Annotated in this window: 14 protein-coding genes; 3 read left to right on the top strand and 11 right to left on the bottom strand. The window is 58.6% G+C overall.

Annotated features, from left to right (window positions below; translation table 11 throughout):
• Positions 1–51 precede the first annotated feature (51 nt).
• The 4 genes from PYTT_RS09595 to der form a co-directional block, all read right to left on the bottom strand.
• Entirely contained in the window at positions 52–1,101 is a 1,050-nt protein-coding gene (locus PYTT_RS09595) for a Rossmann-fold NAD(P)-binding domain-containing protein (protein WP_067777899.1), read from the bottom strand.
• 104 nt (positions 1,102–1,205) lie between these two features.
• Entirely contained in the window at positions 1,206–4,916 is a 3,711-nt protein-coding gene (locus PYTT_RS09590) for an autotransporter outer membrane beta-barrel domain-containing protein (protein ID WP_083077136.1), read from the bottom strand.
• A gap of 180 nt (positions 4,917–5,096) precedes the next feature.
• Positions 5,097–6,089, bottom strand: coding sequence for an ABC transporter ATP-binding protein (locus PYTT_RS09585; RefSeq protein ID WP_172801807.1), 993 nt, complete (start codon positions 6,087–6,089; stop codon positions 5,097–5,099).
• 10 nt (positions 6,090–6,099) lie between these two features.
• Positions 6,100–7,521, bottom strand: a complete 1,422-nt coding sequence (der, locus tag PYTT_RS09580; RefSeq protein WP_067777973.1) for a ribosome biogenesis GTPase Der — start codon at positions 7,519–7,521, stop codon at positions 6,100–6,102.
• A gap of 101 nt (positions 7,522–7,622) precedes the next feature.
• On the opposite strand from der, the gene PYTT_RS09575 reads away from it, so the two are divergent.
• Positions 7,623–7,970: a hypothetical protein gene (locus tag PYTT_RS09575; RefSeq protein ID WP_067777896.1), complete on the top strand. Its 348-nt coding sequence runs from the start codon at positions 7,623–7,625 to the stop codon at positions 7,968–7,970.
• A 256-nt stretch (positions 7,971–8,226) separates the two neighbouring features.
• On the opposite strand, the gene PYTT_RS09570 is transcribed toward PYTT_RS09575, so the two are convergent.
• The 3 genes from PYTT_RS09570 to PYTT_RS09560 all read right to left on the bottom strand — a co-directional run bounded on the left by PYTT_RS09570 (position 8,227) and on the right by PYTT_RS09560 (position 11,075).
• On the bottom strand, positions 8,227–8,661 hold the full coding sequence (locus PYTT_RS09570; RefSeq protein WP_067777895.1) for an exosortase system-associated protein, TIGR04073 family: 435 nt from the start codon (positions 8,659–8,661) through the stop codon (positions 8,227–8,229).
• Between the two features lie 121 nt (positions 8,662–8,782).
• Positions 8,783–10,009 (bottom strand): radical SAM protein, encoded by a 1,227-nt coding sequence (locus tag PYTT_RS09565; RefSeq protein ID WP_067777894.1) that lies wholly within the window; start codon positions 10,007–10,009, stop codon positions 8,783–8,785.
• Between the two features lie 22 nt (positions 10,010–10,031).
• Complete coding sequence (locus PYTT_RS09560) at positions 10,032–11,075, bottom strand: radical SAM protein (RefSeq protein ID WP_067777893.1); 1,044 nt, start codon at positions 11,073–11,075, stop codon at positions 10,032–10,034.
• A gap of 215 nt (positions 11,076–11,290) precedes the next feature.
• Between PYTT_RS09560 and PYTT_RS09555 the strand changes: the two genes are divergently transcribed.
• Positions 11,291–12,922: a hypothetical protein gene (locus PYTT_RS09555; protein ID WP_067777892.1), complete on the top strand. Its 1,632-nt coding sequence runs from the start codon at positions 11,291–11,293 to the stop codon at positions 12,920–12,922.
• On the opposite strand, the gene gpmA is transcribed toward PYTT_RS09555, so the two are convergent.
• A complete protein-coding gene (gene gpmA / locus PYTT_RS09550; protein ID WP_067777891.1) occupies positions 12,919–13,653 on the bottom strand; it encodes a 2,3-diphosphoglycerate-dependent phosphoglycerate mutase in 735 nt (244 codons plus the stop codon). The two genes, PYTT_RS09555 and gpmA, sit on opposite strands and share 4 nt — an antisense overlap.
• Before the next feature lie 221 nt (positions 13,654–13,874).
• On the opposite strand from gpmA, the gene PYTT_RS09545 reads away from it, so the two are divergent.
• Positions 13,875–15,728 (top strand): SulP family inorganic anion transporter, encoded by a 1,854-nt coding sequence (locus PYTT_RS09545; RefSeq protein ID WP_067777890.1) that lies wholly within the window; start codon positions 13,875–13,877, stop codon positions 15,726–15,728.
• A 21-nt stretch (positions 15,729–15,749) separates the two neighbouring features.
• Here PYTT_RS09545 and PYTT_RS09540 read toward each other — a convergent pair whose 3' ends face one another.
• From PYTT_RS09540 to PYTT_RS09530, 3 genes are read right to left on the bottom strand one after another with little or no spacing between them, the layout of a single operon-like run.
• Positions 15,750–16,169, bottom strand: coding sequence for a metal-dependent transcriptional regulator (locus tag PYTT_RS09540; RefSeq protein ID WP_071133436.1), 420 nt, complete (start codon positions 16,167–16,169; stop codon positions 15,750–15,752).
• A 19-nt stretch (positions 16,170–16,188) separates the two neighbouring features.
• Positions 16,189–16,671, bottom strand: a complete 483-nt coding sequence (locus PYTT_RS09535) for a GNAT family N-acetyltransferase (protein ID WP_197677897.1) — start codon at positions 16,669–16,671, stop codon at positions 16,189–16,191.
• Complete coding sequence (locus tag PYTT_RS09530) at positions 16,671–17,894, bottom strand: class I SAM-dependent RNA methyltransferase (RefSeq protein ID WP_067777887.1); 1,224 nt, start codon at positions 17,892–17,894, stop codon at positions 16,671–16,673. The genes PYTT_RS09535 and PYTT_RS09530 overlap by 1 nt, the downstream gene beginning before the upstream one ends.
• Positions 17,895–17,896: the final 2 nt, after the last annotated feature.

Raw genomic sequence — 17,896 nt, 5'->3', positions numbered from 1 at the left:
AATTCCTCGGGCGGAGCAATCTTCTACAGGTTGCTCCGCTTCTTCGCATCCTCAGCACCCCAGCAGCTGCAGATCGGCAGCCAGCCTTCCCCTGCTCCGCACGATATCCAGCAGCTCCTGCTCCACCTGTGCGGCCGGAGCAAAGACCCCGGCCGGACAATCCGGGCGCAGAAGTTCGACTGCTCCGGCATTGTGCAAAGCCATCGTCGTCTCGATGTAGCACATCGACGTCGGCTCCTCCAAAATAAAATTCAGCGGCCTCTTGGCTGAGAGAACCCTCTCGGCCGGCACGGAAGGGCCGAACTCGTCCTCCACCCCCATATTGGCCAGCAGCACACCATCCGGCACTCCGGGGCGAAACACATCTTCCAGCGCATGCCGCACGCCCGTTGCCGTCACCGCGCACCATGCCTGCTCCACCGCAGACCGCACGCATTCCGGATTCCCCGCATGCACGAACCGAACGCCATCCGGCACCTCCTGCGAGCGATCCGCACGGTCGATCACCGTCACGCTCATCTTCCGCTGCAGGGCATAATACACCAGCCCTCGGCCCACCTTGCCGTAGCCGAACACCGCCAACTCCCGCCCTTGCACATCACCGTAACCAAGCGATTGCAACGCACGGAAAAAACTTTCCCCCGTACCGAGGCACGTCTCGATCATCTTGATCATCCCGGCATCTGCCAGAAAAACAGGTTTGCTGCATCCTTCAAACCGCGCAACGCCCGAACGCGTCAACTCGGCAAACCCATAGCGCGGCCTCAACCCGGCATGGGCTCCCGCGCAATCCAGAACCATATCGAACTCTCCGACCTTCCCATCCGCTACCCGAATGCCGAACTCCGGCAGCATGGCCAGCACGGCGGGATCTCCGGGCATCACCGAGGGCGGAGGAACGCACAGTTCCGCCCCGGCAGCGATCAAAGCCATATACTTGGCCATCGTATTGCGGAATACGGGCGTACCGTCCAGAATCCTCAAACCATTCAGAGGCCGGGAGGAAGCCCACGATTCCGCCTGATACAGAAGAGCAGGAAATTCATCCGGCGCGTAAAAACGGCGCAGATAATCGGCAAGGCGAGCGTAGGCATCGGTCATGGCCGCATCATCATACGCCAGTCGCCGCGCGGCGGCAAACGAAAAAAAGGGGGCGGATCTTCATCCGCCCCCCGTCAATACAATGTCTGTCTGTGAAGATTGAATCAGAATGCGTAGCTGACAAGACCGCTGACCACCTGGCTGTTCGCTCCGCTACGGTAGGAATAACCGTACCCGGCACGGGCGCCCCAGCGTTCGTTGATCTTCCAGTTCACGGCGGCATCCAGCTGCACGGCGCTACGACCCGGGGAAACGGAGTATTCCGTCATCGGAGTCGAGTAATCGTTGATGTAGGAAACCTTTCCATCCTTGCGGGAAATATCGCCCACGTAAGAAACGCTCACTTCAGGAGAAAGCTCCATGTTGTTTGCGAGAACGTACGTGCGTTCGAGCCCGACGCCGACCACGGCCGTCAGCGCGCTGTACGAACCGTCCGTGTATGTGGAGGAAATAGCACCGTTCGATTCCGAGAACTCATCCATGCCGATCGACGTGTAATCAATGCCGATGAACGGCTTGAGATACGTCGCAGCGGCCACTTCATGACGCCACGTGCCGATCAGGCCCAGGGAGTATGCTTGATCTTCCCACTTGGCTGTGCTGAACTGGCCATTGCGCAGAGAAACCTTCTCGCTTTTATTGTCGAAGTTGCCGGTCATGGCATATCCGTCGATATAAACCGAATCCTTGTCCGAGCTCATCACGATCTGGCGGCCGTAGAGGCCGTAGAGCTTGCCGTCCTGCTTGATCTTGCCGGCGGTGTAGTACATGGAGTTGTTCTTCGGCGTGTTCGTGCCGAAGGTCTGCCCGAAGGCGAAACCGATCGTCGTGCGGTCGAACGTGCGGTCGATACCGACGGCATAGCCGCCCGTATTGAACTCATAACCGGTGCGGCCGTTGTGGCTGCTGGCATTGTCGAAGTAGCCGAGGCCGGAGAACCACAGGTTCTTTCCTTCCGGATGGCGGAAATCGGCAGCATGAGCAAGAGCCGTCTGGCCGAAATTACGAGCAGTCATCGCCGCGCTGCGCAGCGTATTGGCAATGCGCTGACCGTCGCCGATGGGTTCCCAGACCACGCTGAGAACACCGCCGGACAGATTGTTCAGATCCCAAATGAGACCCGGGGCAAGCACGGGAAGCAGGGAGGGATCGGAAAGAAGCGTACCTGTGAAGGAAGCGCCCTCGCCATACTGGAAGAGCTGGAAGGTCGTGCCGTTGGTCAGGCTTGCGCGCTGAGCTTCTTCCTGGCCGGGAGTCAGCTGCAAGGCCACCTTCACGTTATTCAACTGTTCCGTACCCTGAAGCAGGTACAGCGTAAACTGGTTCATACCGCCGGACTGAATCGCAACATTGCCCAGATCGAAATTGAACAGGGAGTCGGATACCTTCGTATTGTTCAACGTGAGCGAACGGGAGCCGGTAGCGCCGGGGGCGAGAACCGCAGGCGTTACCACGGAATTATTCACCGTCACATAATTCAGCGTACCGTTGCCGTTGATCGTCGAATTCGTGATATCGATCGGAGCTCCGTCGCCGGATGCAATCACGTTATTGCCCGTCGTTCCGAAATTGACGGACGAATTCTTGATGGAGAACGATGTTTCCGCCTGAGCCACCTTCTTCGTCGTCAGGCTGGAACCGTTGTTCAGGCTCAGCGTCGTACCGTCCAATTCGGAATCACCGACATAGGCGGCAAGAGAAGCATCGACATGCGTCTGAGAACCACCGACCACGATCGTACTGTCATTCAGCGCAATCCGGCTTCCCGAATACGCCGTCAGGCGCTTATCTGCCGTCAAATCCGTACGATTCAGCGTCAGGGATCCATCGCCGGAAACGAGCATGTAATTGACCTGCTGCCCCATTGTAGCATCGCCGATCTTGCCACGGTCGGCACCGTCGGGATTGACGTCAATCGTCCTGCGGACGAGAACAGCCACATCGGCCGGCATATCGAGCGGTTCGCGGTCGATCACCACATGCTTGCTTCCATCGGGATTATTCGTCACGGTCGTATGTACACGAGCATACGTCGCAGTGGCAGCTTCAAGAAGGTTGCTGCCGGTCGCAATAAAGGAAGCGATCGTCACGGGATTTCCGCTCATCCCCGTCGACATGTCGGGAGTAAACGTCACCGTACCGTGATTCACGACCGTATCGCCCAAAACGATTTCCGATTCAATCTTTTCATCATTATTCACGACAGGACCATCCGGAGGAATCGTCGTTGTCAGGCGATTCTTGAATTCAATCCCCGTACCGGTATAAACGTAATCGAATCTCGTCGTACCGTCATTGAAGGTATTGTCGCCGAGCGCGGCCAACGATGCCGTATTGTCCACATACATCGTATCGTCGAAACGCACATAATTCTGATTCGTCTGATCTTCGATGAATTCCACCTTACGGCCGATGAGGTCGAGGCCGTAGCTGCTCATATCGAACATGATAGATGCTTGCGACACGTCCTGCCCCTTGCCGAATCCGTCAATGTGACCGGCTTTCACCACGGAACCGTGTTCCACGGAATCCCGACCGATCACGAAAACGAGGCGAGGAGACTGTCCGGGAGTTACAATTTCTCCTGACAGAAGCTCAGTCGTCGTCGTTCCGAGATACAGCGTGCCGCCCACCAGAGCCAGCGACTTCAGGTGATCGAAGCCCTGCATGCGGTAGAACGTACCGCCTTCCACTCCGACATTCTTCAGATTCGACAATTGCCCGTTCAGGTTCGTACTGCGGCCGACATCCACGCCTTCCTTCAGAACGAGCATATTACCTTCATGTAAAAACGAGAGAGTGCCTTCGATCTTGGCACCCGCATAAATCTCGGAAGAGCAATCGGTATCCGTAGCCAGCAAACCTCCGGCAACAACCACGGTCGTACTGTTGGAACCGAGAGAAATCGCATCTGCATACACCGCACTGCCGGCGGCAACTTGCACCGAACCGTTGCCGGCACCGATACCGTTCACCAAATAACCGTCGACACTCAGGGAACCGCCTCCGGAAACCGTCAAAGAACCGTATGATCCCGTTCCGAAACCGAGCTGCACCAGTCCGCTATTGACACGGGCATTCGATTCGATGGACATCGTGCCGATTGCACCCTGTCCGTTGCCGATCGTGACAAGACTGGTACCGAAGTCGACCCCCGCTCCGTTCTGAATCACCATCGTGCCCTTGGCCAATCCCGAGGATGTGTTGGAAGACACATTGCTGCCCAGCGTCACAATGCTGTCGCGCACTTCGACTCTGCCGCCGTCGATGACGACTTGCCCGTTGCTGGCGGAAGCATAGCCGTCCTTGTATTCGCCGACCACAAGCCCCTCAGCGTTGCGACCGGTCATCTGCAGCAAACCTGTTCTGGAAATATTGACCGAGCCATCGCGCACATACAGCACGCCGGGAGTCGTCAGCGTACCGGCAATGTTGAGAGTGCCTTTGGCTGCTCCGCCGACCACGATCTGCTGAGCGCCAGGCGCTCCGCCGCTGCGCGTACCGATCGCCAGACTGCCGCCTTCAGCGATCGTCACCGTACCTTCGTGGGGAGCTCCGGCAGCCCAGTCGCCGGGCACCGTGCCGGGAGCCCAGTAACCGCGGCCTCCGATGAAAAGACTGTATTCCGTGCTGGCCTGTCCACCGTTCGCCACGACCAGCGTCCCGGCGCCCTGATAGGTGCCTACGCTCAGGTTCTCGGAAAACGAGCGGGTATTGCTCACGGTGACGGTCTCATTGCTAATATAGCTGTTTGCCATGGCAACAGGTGAACCGACCATCGCCAAAATGCCCATCAGGAATAATGTTTTTCTCATAATGTTGTGAAGTTTTCCGGATTTTCAAAAAATCCTCATAGAGGAATCGCACTTATGATGGCGCAAGAAATCAGCAACATCAACCAGCAAAAACGGCTATTGTGTCATACTGCGCCATCATAAACGCTTAAAGGCATCCAAAACGTCTTTTATTCGCGCCTTTCTCACCTTCGAAAAATTTCACGGCCTCGCCAAACAGCCCGGACAATTGCGCACCCAATGGCCGGAAGATGCCTCGATCAGCTCGGGCGTACCGTGGCGCAGGCAGAGAGAACTGTTGCCCAGCATATTCCGCTCGCGGAACGAACATCCTTCCTGCCCGTCGCGCAGGCTGGGCGGCAGGCCAGGAATAACCTCCAACCTCTCCCCCTTCGCCCGGTGCGCGGGAATGGCCCGCATCAGCGCACGCGTATAGGCGTGCAGAGGATTGCCAAGCAACTCCTCCGCCGGGGCGGATTCGAGAATCCTTCCCGCATACATCACCTGAATCCTGTCCGCATACGCCTTGACGACGCCGAGATCGTGCGTAATCAGGATTATCGCCGTGCCGAGTTCCTGTTGCCGCTGCCGCAGCAAATCAAGCACCTGCTTCTGCACCGTCACATCGAGAGCGGTCGTCGGCTCGTCGGCGATCAGAATCTCCGGCCGCGTAATCAAAGCCATCGCGATCATCACCCGCTGCCGCATGCCGCCGGAAAATTCATGCGGGTAGCTCTTCGCGCGCTTCTCCGGCTCGGGAATACCCACACGGGCCAGCTCCTCGACGGCCAGGGCCCGGGCTTCCCGCCACGACACCCCTTGATGGATCACCAAAGGCTCGGCCACCTGATCGCCCACCCTCATATACGGATTCAGCGACGTCATCGGATCCTGAAAAATCATCGAAATGCGCTTCCCCCGCATCCGGCTCCATTCCCTCTCGCTGCATGCCAGCACATCCTCCCCGCCGAGCAGGGCGCGGCTCTCCGGCGCAAGGCGGCCGGGCGGCATCGGCACCAGCCCCATCAGCGCGTAGCACGTCACCGACTTGCCGGAGCCGGACTCGCCGACAATGCCGAGCGTTTCCCCGGCATTCAGCTGGAAACTCACATCCTCCACCGCATGCACCACTCCGGCGCGCGTATGGAAACGCACCGAAAGGTGTTCGACGGAAAGCAGAGGACGCTCGTTCATGCCGCATGCATCAATCCTGCCGCACGCGCGAACGCGGCGACAACAGGATGGGAATACCCACACCCTTCACTTCCTGCCGGATCGCATTGCGGAGATACTGCGCATAGCTGTCGAGCATCAGCCGCTTGTCGTTCACGAACAGCACATAGGTCGGCACGGGAATGGTCGAATACTTCTCGTTCACCGCGCACGTCGCATAAAACAGCTTGAGCCTCTTCCTCAACTGGCGGTGCATGCCGGGAGGATTGGCCTCCAGCGCGCGCTGCATGATGCGGTTCAGCTGGCCCGTGGACGGATAATCCAGCGAACCTTTGCGGATCGCCTCGATCTGCGTGAAAATACCCGCAATCCCCTTCCCTTCCTTCGCCGATACGGCGACGAAAGGCGCATAATCCAGGAAAAACAGCTCGGAACGTATCTGCTCCTTCACCTCCTCCATGCGATCCTTGTATTCCGCAGACGGGTGAAACAGGTCGAACTTGTTCACTACGATCAAGCAGGGCTTGCCCTCCTTGGCGATCAGGCTGCCGATGCGGCGATCCTGCGCAGTCACCCCAGCCGCAATATCGACCACCAGCAGGCAGATATCCGCACGGCGGATGGCCCGCTCGCTGCGCATCGCGGAAAACACTTCGACGGACGTGTCGCGGCGCGAACGGGGGCGCATGCCCGCCGTATCGATGAATACATACTCCTTGCCGTTCACTTCATGGGGAATATCAATGGCATCGCGCGTCGTACCCGCCACATCCGAAACGATCGTGCGGTCGTCGCGCAGAATGGCATTCACCAGAGACGACTTGCCCGCATTCGGCCTGCCGACGATGGCCACGCGCACAGGAGAATCGGCATTCACCTCCTCGCGAGCCTCCTCCTCCTGCATCTCGTCGGCGTCCATCACCTCCTCGGCGTCCACGGGAGCTGCACCCAGCTTCTTCAGGTACCCGTTCAGATATTGCGTCAGATCATGGAAACCGCGCCCATGGGCGGCGGAAAGGAAAATCTCGTCCTTGAAACCGAGACCGGCGAACTCGCCGAGATTCAGATCCTGCTTCTCGTGATCCGCCTTGTTCAGCACCAGCAGCACGGGCACCTCGGCCCGGCGCAACCGCTCGGCAATGCTGATATCCACCGGGGTCAGATGATCCCGGCTATCGACCACAAACATGATCAGATCCGCACTCGCCAGAGCCATATCGGCCTCGCGGGCCACCTGCTCCGTAAAGCCGTCCTCCAGATCGGAACCGATACCGCCCGTATCCATCACATGGCAGGCATAATCAGTCAAACGGCACGGCGCACTCAAACGATCGCGCGTCACGCCCGGCTGGTCGTGCACAATGGCGATGCGGCGACCGACCATCCGATTGAAAATGGCGGACTTGCCGACATTCGGACGGCCGACGATGGCAATGGTGGGCGTACTACTCATGTGCAGATGATACCACAACTCCAAACGCAGGAAAACACAGAACCATGCCATAGAGACAAAAGATCATTGACAAGGGCGCGGCATGGAAGCAGGATACCCCCATGAAGCGCATCCTGACAACATTCGCCTGCGCCTGCATGACCCTCTCGGCATGGGCCGCATCCCGGCCTCCGGGCGAGATGGAAATCCAGTTCCTGCTCCAACGGGATGACGCACTCAAAAACAGGAAATATATCGTCCTCTCCATCCGGCACGATTCGGACACACAGGCCACCGTTCTCCTCCAGCTCAATCCTCCGAACGGCGAGCACATGGCCTGCACCTTCTCCCTGATCGACGGGCAATGGCGGCTCATCGAGCGCACCCCCATTCCAGCACCGCCGGATACACCCATCATTTCCCGCGAGCCGCTCGACCCCGCACCCTCCCCTGACCAGCCCACCCGGTAACGCCTTTTCCGGTTCTTGGTACAGGACCAGGCAAATAACCGTCAGGTACAGGTCGGTTTGCACTGAACTCCCGGACGGCATACGGCCCTCGCCCGGAAACGCTTACACGCAACGGCAACTTCTCCATGAAAAGTGCACCGGCATCCTCTCCAGCAGCCAATCCTGCCGCATCCTGCACAAGGCAGCCATACGGCACAAAAAAAACCGCGAATATCCGAAGACATCCGCGGTTGGAAAAGGGAACGTACCCGCTGCTTCAGTACTGCTGCTGGCGGGAATAGTTGTAGTAGCTTTGGAAGCCGAGTTCCTGCGGAAATTCGGTGAAGCCCGACCAGGGATTGTATTCCTTGAGACCGTTGCGGCCGCAGCTGCCTTGATAGGGAGGACGATACGTGCACTTGTAGGTCGGAGCCCAGAAAGTCACCAATTCATAGAAACCGTAGCCCATACGTTCGAACGTGCGGGCGAAACCGTCCACAACGCCGACGGACCAGCCGGCATAGTTGCCGTCCATATCCTGCCAGCGAAGAATCGAGGTCGGAACTTCTTCTACGGCGTAAATAAGATTGGAGAGGGCGCGACCAAGCTTGCGAGTGGCGGTATACTCGGAGGCGGGCGGAGCCTGGATGTCGGCATAGCAGGTGCCGGCGAGGCCAAAGAGAACAAGAGCTGAAAGAACTGCGCGCTTCATGGTAGATTTTTTTTAACACAACCCCATTCGTTCCGCAAGCGAAAAATCGACATTCTTTCAAAAAAATGGCGGCTTTCAGCAAGCCCCCTGCACCGGAACCGGAACAGGGGCGAAACAGGCATTAAAGCGATGTCCCGATTTCCTCATCCGACAGGTAGCAACCGGGATCGGAACCGTACCAATCGCCGTTGGCAAATGCGGCCCGCGTCCTGAAACCGCCGCCGCACAGGGCGAAATGGCGGCACGAGGCGCAACGCCCCCGCAAATTGGCCTGCCTCTCCAGCGGATCGTCGCTGGCGCGCAGCTCGGGCAGCAGATCCACCGCCGCACCGGCCTTCGCCTCCCACACATCGGAAAAACGTTCCTTCTTCACATTGCCCAGCGTCACGGACTGCCAGAACTGGTCGGGATGAATATTGCCCTGCGTATCGATATTCGCAATACCGCGGCCGGAACTGTTCGCCCCGCCGCCGTTCCACTGCAGCAGCTTCAAAGTCTCGGCAGCCAGCGGGCTACCCTCGCGCAGCTGGCGCAGCAGCAGGTAAATGCCGTCGGCAGGCTGAGTCACCGTCAACAGCTCGCGCGCGCTCCCGGCTGCCTTCCACCGCTCCACGCGGGCAATCAGCATATCCATCGCCCCGCGGGCTTCTTCCGGAAGAAGCGTCTGCACATCCACACCGCGCCCGGTCGGCACGAGATGGTAGAAACACACACGCTGAATATTCTCCCGCTCGATGAAATCCAGAATCTGCTCCATGCACTGCACATTATTGCGCGTCAGCGTCAGGCGCAGGCCGGTCTTCTGCCCCACCTCCTCGCACAGGCGGAACCCGCGCACAGCCTGCTCGAACGAACCCTCCACGCCTCGGAACTTGTCATGCACAGCCCCGATACCGTCCAGCGAAATGCCGACATAGGCCACACCCAGCTCCTTGAAACGCGCCGCCAGCTCCGGCGTAATACGCGTACCGTTCGTCGAAATCGTCACCTTCAGCCCCTTGCCCGTCGCCCGCTCCAGAATATCGAGCAATCGCGGGTGCACCAGAGGCTCTCCGCCGGACAGCAGCAGAGCATTCACCTTATATTCAGCCAGATCGTCAATCACCTCGCAGCACTGCTCCCACGTCAACTCGCCGGGATACTTCTCGGCATGGGAATCGGCATAACAATGCACGCAGCGCAAATTGCAGGTACGCGTAATATTCCAGACGACGATCGGCTTGCGCACGCGCGAAGAAACCGGCATGCAGGAAGCCGTACTGGCAGAACCGTGGCCGCTGCCGTGGCCGTAGCGAATATGGTCCGCCGGTTGCGACGCACCTGTCCAAAGTCTGGTGATATTGATCATAAGCAATAAGAAAAAAGAAAACTCAGCGCGGCTGGTAAGAGCACAGAGGATCAGAGGCGAACGCATTGCCCGTCATCCCGTAGGCGCGGGCGCGGGAACCTCCGCAAATGCGACGGTACTCGCAACGGCCGCACTTGCCTTCCAGCGCATCGTCGTCACGCAACTTCACGAACAGAGGATGCGAACGGTAAACCTCGGCCAACTCGTCCTGCCGCACATTGCCTGCCGTCATCGGGAGGAATCCGGAAGGCTGAATCTCGCCCGTATGGGAAATGAACACGATCCCCTTCCCGTCGCGCGTCGGCACGGCATGGCGGGCGGGCTTCGCCCCCTTGCGCTTCGCTTCCTGCAAAGCCACGCGGCGATAATGATGCCCCTCCGTCGTCTTCACGCCGAACTCCACATCCACGCTCAGCTCCTCAAGCCTGTGCCACACCGCCTCCACCTCCTCGGCGGAAGGCAGCTCGTCGAGCGAGGCGCGCCCCGTCGGCACCAGCAAAAACACGCTCCACATCGAAGGCTTCAGCTCCTTCATCAGCTCAAGGAACGCATCCACCTCCCCGAGCGTACTGCGGGTAATCGTCGTATTGATCTGCAAATGCATCCCCGCCTCCTGCGCCATCCGGGCGGCCTGCAAGGTGCGGACATACGTATCCGGCACCCCGCGGAAGGCATCGTGCGTCTCCTGCGTCGCACCGTCGAGGCTCAACGACATGCTCTGCACGCCAGCCTCCTTCAGCTTCATGAAGTCCGTATGAATCAGGCGAGCCGTCGCGGCAGGACTCAGCGCAACGCGCAACCCCTTGCCGGCGGCATGGCGAATCAAATCGAAAATATCGCGCCGCATCATCGGATCTCCCCCGGTCAGCACCAGCATCGGAGGCCGCAAAACGGCAATCGCATCAATCAGCTTCAACGCCTCCTCCGTGGAAAGCTCCTGAGGATCGGCATGCGGCTGGGCCGTCGCACGGCAATGCTTGCAGGCCAGAGCACACGCCCGCGTCACCTCCCAAAAAACAAGAAACGGGCGTTCATTCAAATCGATATTCTCAAACGAAGGTCTCATGGCGTGTGACATCGGATATTACTTGCAAACCGCATCCACCGCAAGCTCAAACGGCGGCATTTTGGAATTACTCAAAAAAGACAACATCAAACACGCACCATGGATACCCGCATGCGGCATCCGCGCCGACAAACGCCAAGGCAATCCTCTTGACGATATGCTACCGATTCGATAGCATATCACCCGCACTCTCCCCCACCGCCCCTCGCGCAAACATGGCAACCACACCCTTATTGCAGCCGGAACCCGGCCGGTGCATCTGCGGCGCACTCCGCAAGGACATCGTCATCTGGCTGGCTCTCGCCTACCTGGCCCTGCCCAACATCCTTTTCCTGATTGGCTGGTGTGAAATGTGGATATCCCTGCCTCTGACGATCGGCATCATCTACACCCTGATCATCCTCTTCAACAAACGGTCGAAAGACACCCTTCCACTCACCCGCAACGATTGCCTGAAACTCGCCGCGGCCATTCTGATCGCCTGCGCACAACAACTCCTTGCAGGCTATACGGGGAATTTCACACAGCACGGAGACTTCTGGCAGAGGAACGCCTTCTACGGCAACCTCGTCGATTATGCATGGCCGGTCATCCTACCCGACGGGCGCGAACTGACCTACTACATCGCCTCATGGCTGCCACCCGCCCTTCTCAGCAAAATAGCCGCGCTATGCGGCTATTCCACCTCTCCGCTCCACGACCTGCCCGGCCTCTTTCTTTACTTGTGGAACACGGCCGCCGTCATCCTGACGATACTCGTCGCCTACTGCATCCTGAACCGCATCAGCCTCCTCTTCGTCTTCTTCCTCTTTGCTCTGGACAGCACCTTTCATAACATGATCCTGGGCCCACTCACGCCCATCGTCTCCTACATCTATCCCACCAGCCTCATGCCGAGATTCATCGGCCCGGCTACCCAGCTGCTTTCCACAATCAACCACGCACCCGCCACCCTGCTCGCCACAGCCCTCATTCTCGTCCCCAAACGCGCCGCATGGCACTACACATTCTCCGGAGCCCTGCTTACCCTCCTATCGCCCTTGGGCGCAATAGGCCTTTTCCCATTCCTGTGTTACGCCGTCTTTCCCAACAGATCCGACCTCAAACGGCAAACCCTATTCCTGCTGCGCTCCTCGCCATTCTGGATATCATGCGCTCTTCTCTTCATCGCCGCCCTGTACTACACCCGGGCGGAAAGCAACCTCGACACCGGCATCACACTCTTCATGGCGGTATCATGGAGCGAGGCCCTCTCCATACTCCTGCTCACGGCATTCGTCATCGTATTCCTGTTTTACATCCCCCTTCGGCATCTACGATTCTGGACTCCCTTGAAAATAGCACTCGCCGTCTTTGCCATCCTCCCGCTCTTTTATATAGGAGACCAATTCAACGAACTCCTCTTCAAGGCCATCCTTCCTGCCTTCCTCATCCTCAGCCTCGCATGGACTCGCACCATGCCACAGCTGCGGCAGCAAAAGCGCACCCTCATCGAAACCGTTTTACTCCTCGCCCTCTTCGCCAAAATCGCCATCTCCTACGGCTTCACCTGCCTCCACCACCTCCCAACCTTCACCTGCTCACATCGGCAAACCAACATCAAGGACCCCTTGCAGGGGCACCTGCATCACCCCGGCTCAGCCATTACACAAAGCCTGCCGCCTGCAAAACCTTCCGTCGTTCCATACATCTTCTACACCGGAGCCGGGCAATCCGAACAAGAACTCCTGCGCTGGTGCCCCACCAAACCATGCGACAAATACGAAACGAAACGCGCCATTCTCGACAAAGCGTATGAAACGCCTTACCGAAAAAACGAACGGCAAACCACCACTCCGGAGAACTAAACCTTCGCCGTAGCAACCATCTTTCGCTTCAGCTCCTCCTGATCTCCGAGAAAATAATCCCGGAGATAATGCATGGAATCGTCGAACTCGAACACATACGGAACACCCGTCGGAATATTGAAATCGAGAATCTCATCATTGGACATCCCCTTGATATTCTTCACAATACCACGCAGACTATTGCCGTGCGCCGCCACAATCACCTCCCCCTCTTCCACCAGCGCGGGTAAAATAACACCCTCCCAATAAGGCAGCAGCCTTCGCAAAGTATCGGCCAGCGACTCCGTCAGCGGCAGCTCCTCCGTCGGAATCCCGTCGTACTTGCTTTCAAAACGCGGATTCCGGGGATCATCCGCCGAAAGAGCAGGCGGAGCCACATCATAACTGCGCCGCCAGATATGCACCTGCTCCTCGCCGTACTTCTTCACCGTCTCCGCCTTATTCCATCCTTGCAGAATCCCGTAGTGCTTCTCATTCAAACGCCATGACTTATCGACGGGAATCCACTCCCGCCCCGTCTCCTCCAACACGAAATTCAGCGTATCGATCGCGCGCCTCAAATAGGACGTAAATGCGCGGCGAAACTTGAAACCGCCTTCCATCAGCAGCTCACCCGCCGTCACCGCTTCCTGCCGCCCCTGAGCCGTCAAGGGAACATCCGTCCAGCCCGTAAAACGATTCTCGCGGTTCCACGCGCTCTGCCCGTGCCTTAATAAAATCATTCGTTTCATCCTGCAGGTAGAGACACGCCTGCAGGCATGCTTCGTTCGCACACTCCGCTAACAATTATTGACTGCACGCACAAAGCCCCTCTTCAACAGCCGATTTCTCTTGTGGCAGCGCGTCAAACCATGATAGTATCGAACATCATGGAGCAAACTCTCACCATGCCCCATTTCCCATCACACCACACTCCGGGCCCCCTCCCGAACGTTTCGGCATATCGACAGACATGAGAAAGATATCCAGATTCCTGCCGCTCATCGCCAAAAACATCCGCCACTTCTTCCGGCAGGGAAAAATAGACCCTCTTCCGGCGCGGCACACCATCCCGCGCTACAACCTCCATCGCGCCGGAAAAGACATGCGCGCCGCCTTCGACGTCGCCCTCGTCGGCCTGCCCCAGGGCATGGCCTTCGCCGCCATGGCGGGCCTCGCCCCCGTCTTCGGCCTCATGGCAGCCACCGTCGGCACCTTCATTGCCCCGCTCTTCACCAAATGCCGCCTCACCGTCAGCGGACCCTCGAACGCCACCGCCTTCATGCTCGCCAGCTTCTTTCTGGCACACCCCGACATCCCTCCGGAGCAGAAAACCATCCTCGTCCCCATCATCGTCTTCTTTGCCGGATTGCTCTGCGTCACCGGAGCCTTCATGAAAGCCACCGAACTCCTGCAATACGTCAGCCGCAGCGTCCTCGTCGGCTACATCACCGGAGCCGCCACCCTCATCATCGCCTCGCAAATGCGCGACATCATGGGCATCGACGCACCGGGAGGCCGCACCTTCTTCACCATGTGCGACGGCATCTTCTCGCACCTCGATTCGGCATCATGGAAACCTCTCTCACTGGGAGCCGCCACTCTCGCCCTCTTCTTCCTCATGAAGAAAAAATGCCGAGCCCTCCCGGCACTCGCCATCATCCTCATCGTCATGAGCACCCTGAACAGCCTGCTGGACATGGAATGGTGCGGGCGCCTCTTCTCCGACGTCTCCCGGCTGCGAGACTTCAACATGAGCGACCTCACCTGCCAGCCCCCGGTCATCTTCACCGACGCCATCTTCGACCAGCTCTACCTCCTCTTCCCTATCATCCTCGGCATCGCCTTCCTCTCCACGCTCGAACAAACCGTCATGAGCAAAACCATCTCCGCGAAAACCGGAGAACGCCTCAACCTCAATCAGGACACATTCGCCGTCGGAATGGCGAACATCGCCTCCTCCTTCACCACCTCCCTCCCCTGCTCCGCCTCCCTCACGCGCTCCATGCTCAACTACAACTCCGGAGCCTCCTCCCGCTTCTCGGGCATGTACTGCGGCATCCTCTGCCTCGGCATCATCCTCATCCTGGCGAATGCGCCACTCATCTCCAGCATACCGCGCAGCGTCCTCGCAGCCCTCGTCCTCGCCAATGCCTTCACCCTCTTCGACAAAAGAGCGCTTCGCATCTGCTTCCGTTCCACTCCGGGAGACGGTGCCGTCCTCATCGTCACCTGCCTCTCCGCCCTCATCATGCCCCTGCACACCGCCATCTTCATCGGCGTCGCACTCTCCGTCTCCCTCTTCCTGCGCAAAGCCTCCAAACCCGAACTCGTCGAATACACCATGGATGAACAGGGCGCCCTCACCGAAATCCGCAGCAAAGCCGACCGGGTCCCGCAAATCTCCATCGTCCATGTCGAAGGAGACCTCTTCTTCGGAGCCGCCGAACTATTCCGCAACCAGGTCCAGCGCATCGCGGACGACCCCACCCTCGCCGTCATCATCCTCCGCCTCAAAAACGCCCGCAACCTCGATGCCACCTCCGTCTGGGCGCTGGAAGACCTCATCCGCTTCACCCGCGAACACCACCGCCACATCATCATCTCCGGAGCCAGCAAATCCGTCTACCGCGTCCTCAAAAAATCAGGAGTTCTGGAAACCCTGCAGGAAGGCTGCAAACGCGGAGAACGCAACATCTACCTCTACACCCCGAACAACCCCAACCTCTCCACTCGGCACGCCCTCATCCGCGCCCAGCAGCTCATCGGCACAAAACAGGCCGACATCAGCATCTACTTCAACCCCAACGTACCGAAACCGGCCTGACCTCGCGACCTCCGACTCTCCTCACTCTTCCCCCTGCAGCTCGCCCTTCATACAGGGATGCGCCTCCAGACATCGAGTCACGCGGCCGATCCGCTCGATCTCCTCGGGCGTCAGCACATGCTCGATCAGACACGCGGCAGCATCCGACCGCTCCAGAGAAAGCCCCGCCACATCGTGCAAAAACTTCTGCAGCGTCTCATGCGCGTGAATAATACGATCGGCCATCTTCTTCCCCTTCGCCGTCAACCGCACTGGGGCATACTGCGTATACTCCACCAGCTTCAGCTCCGCCAGCAAACGCACCGCCGACGTCACCGACGGCTTCTTCACCTTCAAAAACGCCGCAATATCGCTGATCTGCGCCGTCCCATGCAACCGCACCAAATGGCCGATCGCCTCGAGATAATCTTCACTGCTCTTGGAAAGTACTGGCTGGGACATAAAAAAATAAAAAAACGTTTCAAACAACCGGGACCCCACTGCCGAACACCTTCCGGCAATACAGCATATCCACGCAGAGGCGGCCATCCTCCTCCACAACCGGCTCCGGATAATTCTCCGTAAAAAAGCCGGGCACGCGGAACGCATACTCAAACCCGAACCTCTCGTAAAACGGCACTCCGGAATCCGCCGTACCCACCAGCATCGCCTTCGCCACAGGAGCAAACCGATCCAGCAAAAACCGCACCATCCGCGACCCGCAACCCCGCCCTTGCCAAGGCTCTGCCACCGCCAGATTCTTCAGCTCGCACTCCCCGTCCTCACCACGCACCACCACGGCCACGCAGACCGCCTCGCCTCCGCACTCCATCACGAACACCTCTCCGGCATCCAGATACCGCGACACCATCCGCTCGCAGGGATCCGCCAGCAACAGCAACGGCAGAAACCGCAGCTTCCCCTCCTCCACCGACCGAATCTCGCAGCAAACATCCATCGGCATCAGTCCTGCCCGCGCACCAGAGTCACCACGCACTCGAGATGCTTCGTCTGCGGAAACAAATCGAACGGCTGCACCCTCTCCACACGGTAACCGGCCTTATCGAACTCGGCCAAATCTCGAATCTGCGTCGAGGGATTGCACGACACATACACCACACGCTGCGGCCCGAAAGCGAACAACTGATTCAGAAATGCCAAATCGCACCCCTTGCGCGGCGGATCGATCACCACTGCCGTCTCCTGCGCCGGAAAATCCACCGAAGCGAAAATCGCCTCTGCGCTCGCCGCCATGAACTCCGCATGCTCAATCCCGTTCATCCGGGCATTGCTACGCGCCCAATCGGCAGAACTCTCGCTCACCTCCACGCCCAGCACCCGCTCAAAACGCCTTGCCAGAGAAAGGGCAAACAAACCGGAACCGCAATAGGCGTCCACCAGGAACCGGGCACCGCCGGCACAGGCCTGCTCCGCCACATAATCCGTAAACAAAGGCAGAATATACGGATTATTCTGGAAAAAATCCCCCGCGAGGAAATTGAACGTCAAATCGCCCACATGCTCCGTCGCCACCGCATTATTATTCGTCACCACGGAACCCTCGGACACGCGCATCAGCAACGTCGCGCCACGCTTATACTGCGCGGCGGCCTGATGCACCATCTGCCGCACCATCGGAAGAGCCACATTGATCTCCTCCATCGCAATACAGCACTGCTTCACATCCACCACCTCCGTGCGGGAACCCACCTTCAAAAAACCGATATTGCCCACCTTCTCGCCCTTCGGCTTATGGAAATGAGGCGTAATCTTGGAACGGTAATGATACACCTGCGGCGAAGGCACCGCCGGCGACACCGGAACCTCAAGCCCGGCCTGCAGGCGCAGCAGCTCCGCCACCTGCCCCGTCTTCCACTCAAGCTGCGCCCCGTACGCCACATGCTGGTACTGGCAACCGCCGCAAAAACCGAAAATCGGGCACTGCGGCGCCACACGCTCTGCGGAAGGCCTCAGCACCTCCACCAGATCCGCCATCGAACAATTCTTCTCATTGCGGTACACTCGCGCCTTCACCAGCTCGCCCGGCAAAGCATACGGCACGAACACCACCCAGCCATCCACACGGCCGACCCCGTACCCCATATTGGACAAATTATCAATCTCCAGTTCCAGCACATGATGATACGGAAACGGATCGGACACAAAATTCTTGGGAACCTGAACCATCT

It is taken from the genome of Neoakkermansia glycaniphila, from assembly GCF_900097105.1.
Taxonomy (GTDB): Bacteria; Verrucomicrobiota; Verrucomicrobiia; order Verrucomicrobiales; family Akkermansiaceae; genus Akkermansia; species Akkermansia glycaniphila.
Note: the sequence above shows the minus strand (reverse complement) of the source record. Positions and strands in the feature narration are given on the sequence as shown.

What these genes read in the sequence shown, in the direction of transcription:
- PYTT_RS09575 (WP_067777896.1), top strand. Translation starts at nt 7,623, where the DNA reads ATGAAGCGCATCCTGACAACATTCGCCTGCGCCTGCATGACCCTCTCG.
- gpmA (WP_067777891.1), bottom strand. Translation starts at nt 13,653, where the DNA reads ATGAAACGAATGATTTTATTAAGGCACGGGCAGAGCGCGTGGAACCGC.
- PYTT_RS09535 (WP_197677897.1), bottom strand. Translation starts at nt 16,671, where the DNA reads ATGCCGATGGATGTTTGCTGCGAGATTCGGTCGGTGGAGGAGGGGAAG.
- PYTT_RS09555 (WP_067777892.1), top strand. Translation starts at nt 11,291, where the DNA reads ATGGCAACCACACCCTTATTGCAGCCGGAACCCGGCCGGTGCATCTGC.
- PYTT_RS09530 (WP_067777887.1), bottom strand. Translation starts at nt 17,894, where the DNA reads ATGGTTCAGGTTCCCAAGAATTTTGTGTCCGATCCGTTTCCGTATCAT.
- PYTT_RS09565 (WP_067777894.1), bottom strand. Translation starts at nt 10,009, where the DNA reads ATGATCAATATCACCAGACTTTGGACAGGTGCGTCGCAACCGGCGGAC.
- PYTT_RS09560 (WP_067777893.1), bottom strand. Translation starts at nt 11,075, where the DNA reads ATGAGACCTTCGTTTGAGAATATCGATTTGAATGAACGCCCGTTTCTT.
- PYTT_RS09545 (WP_067777890.1), top strand. Translation starts at nt 13,875, where the DNA reads ATGAGAAAGATATCCAGATTCCTGCCGCTCATCGCCAAAAACATCCGC.
- PYTT_RS09540 (WP_071133436.1), bottom strand. Translation starts at nt 16,169, where the DNA reads ATGTCCCAGCCAGTACTTTCCAAGAGCAGTGAAGATTATCTCGAGGCG.
- PYTT_RS09570 (WP_067777895.1), bottom strand. Translation starts at nt 8,661, where the DNA reads ATGAAGCGCGCAGTTCTTTCAGCTCTTGTTCTCTTTGGCCTCGCCGGC.
- der (WP_067777973.1), bottom strand. Translation starts at nt 7,521, where the DNA reads ATGAGTAGTACGCCCACCATTGCCATCGTCGGCCGTCCGAATGTCGGC.
- PYTT_RS09590 (WP_083077136.1), bottom strand. Translation starts at nt 4,916, where the DNA reads ATGAGAAAAACATTATTCCTGATGGGCATTTTGGCGATGGTCGGTTCA.
- PYTT_RS09585 (WP_172801807.1), bottom strand. Translation starts at nt 6,089, where the DNA reads ATGAACGAGCGTCCTCTGCTTTCCGTCGAACACCTTTCGGTGCGTTTC.
- PYTT_RS09595 (WP_067777899.1), bottom strand. Translation starts at nt 1,101, where the DNA reads ATGACCGATGCCTACGCTCGCCTTGCCGATTATCTGCGCCGTTTTTAC.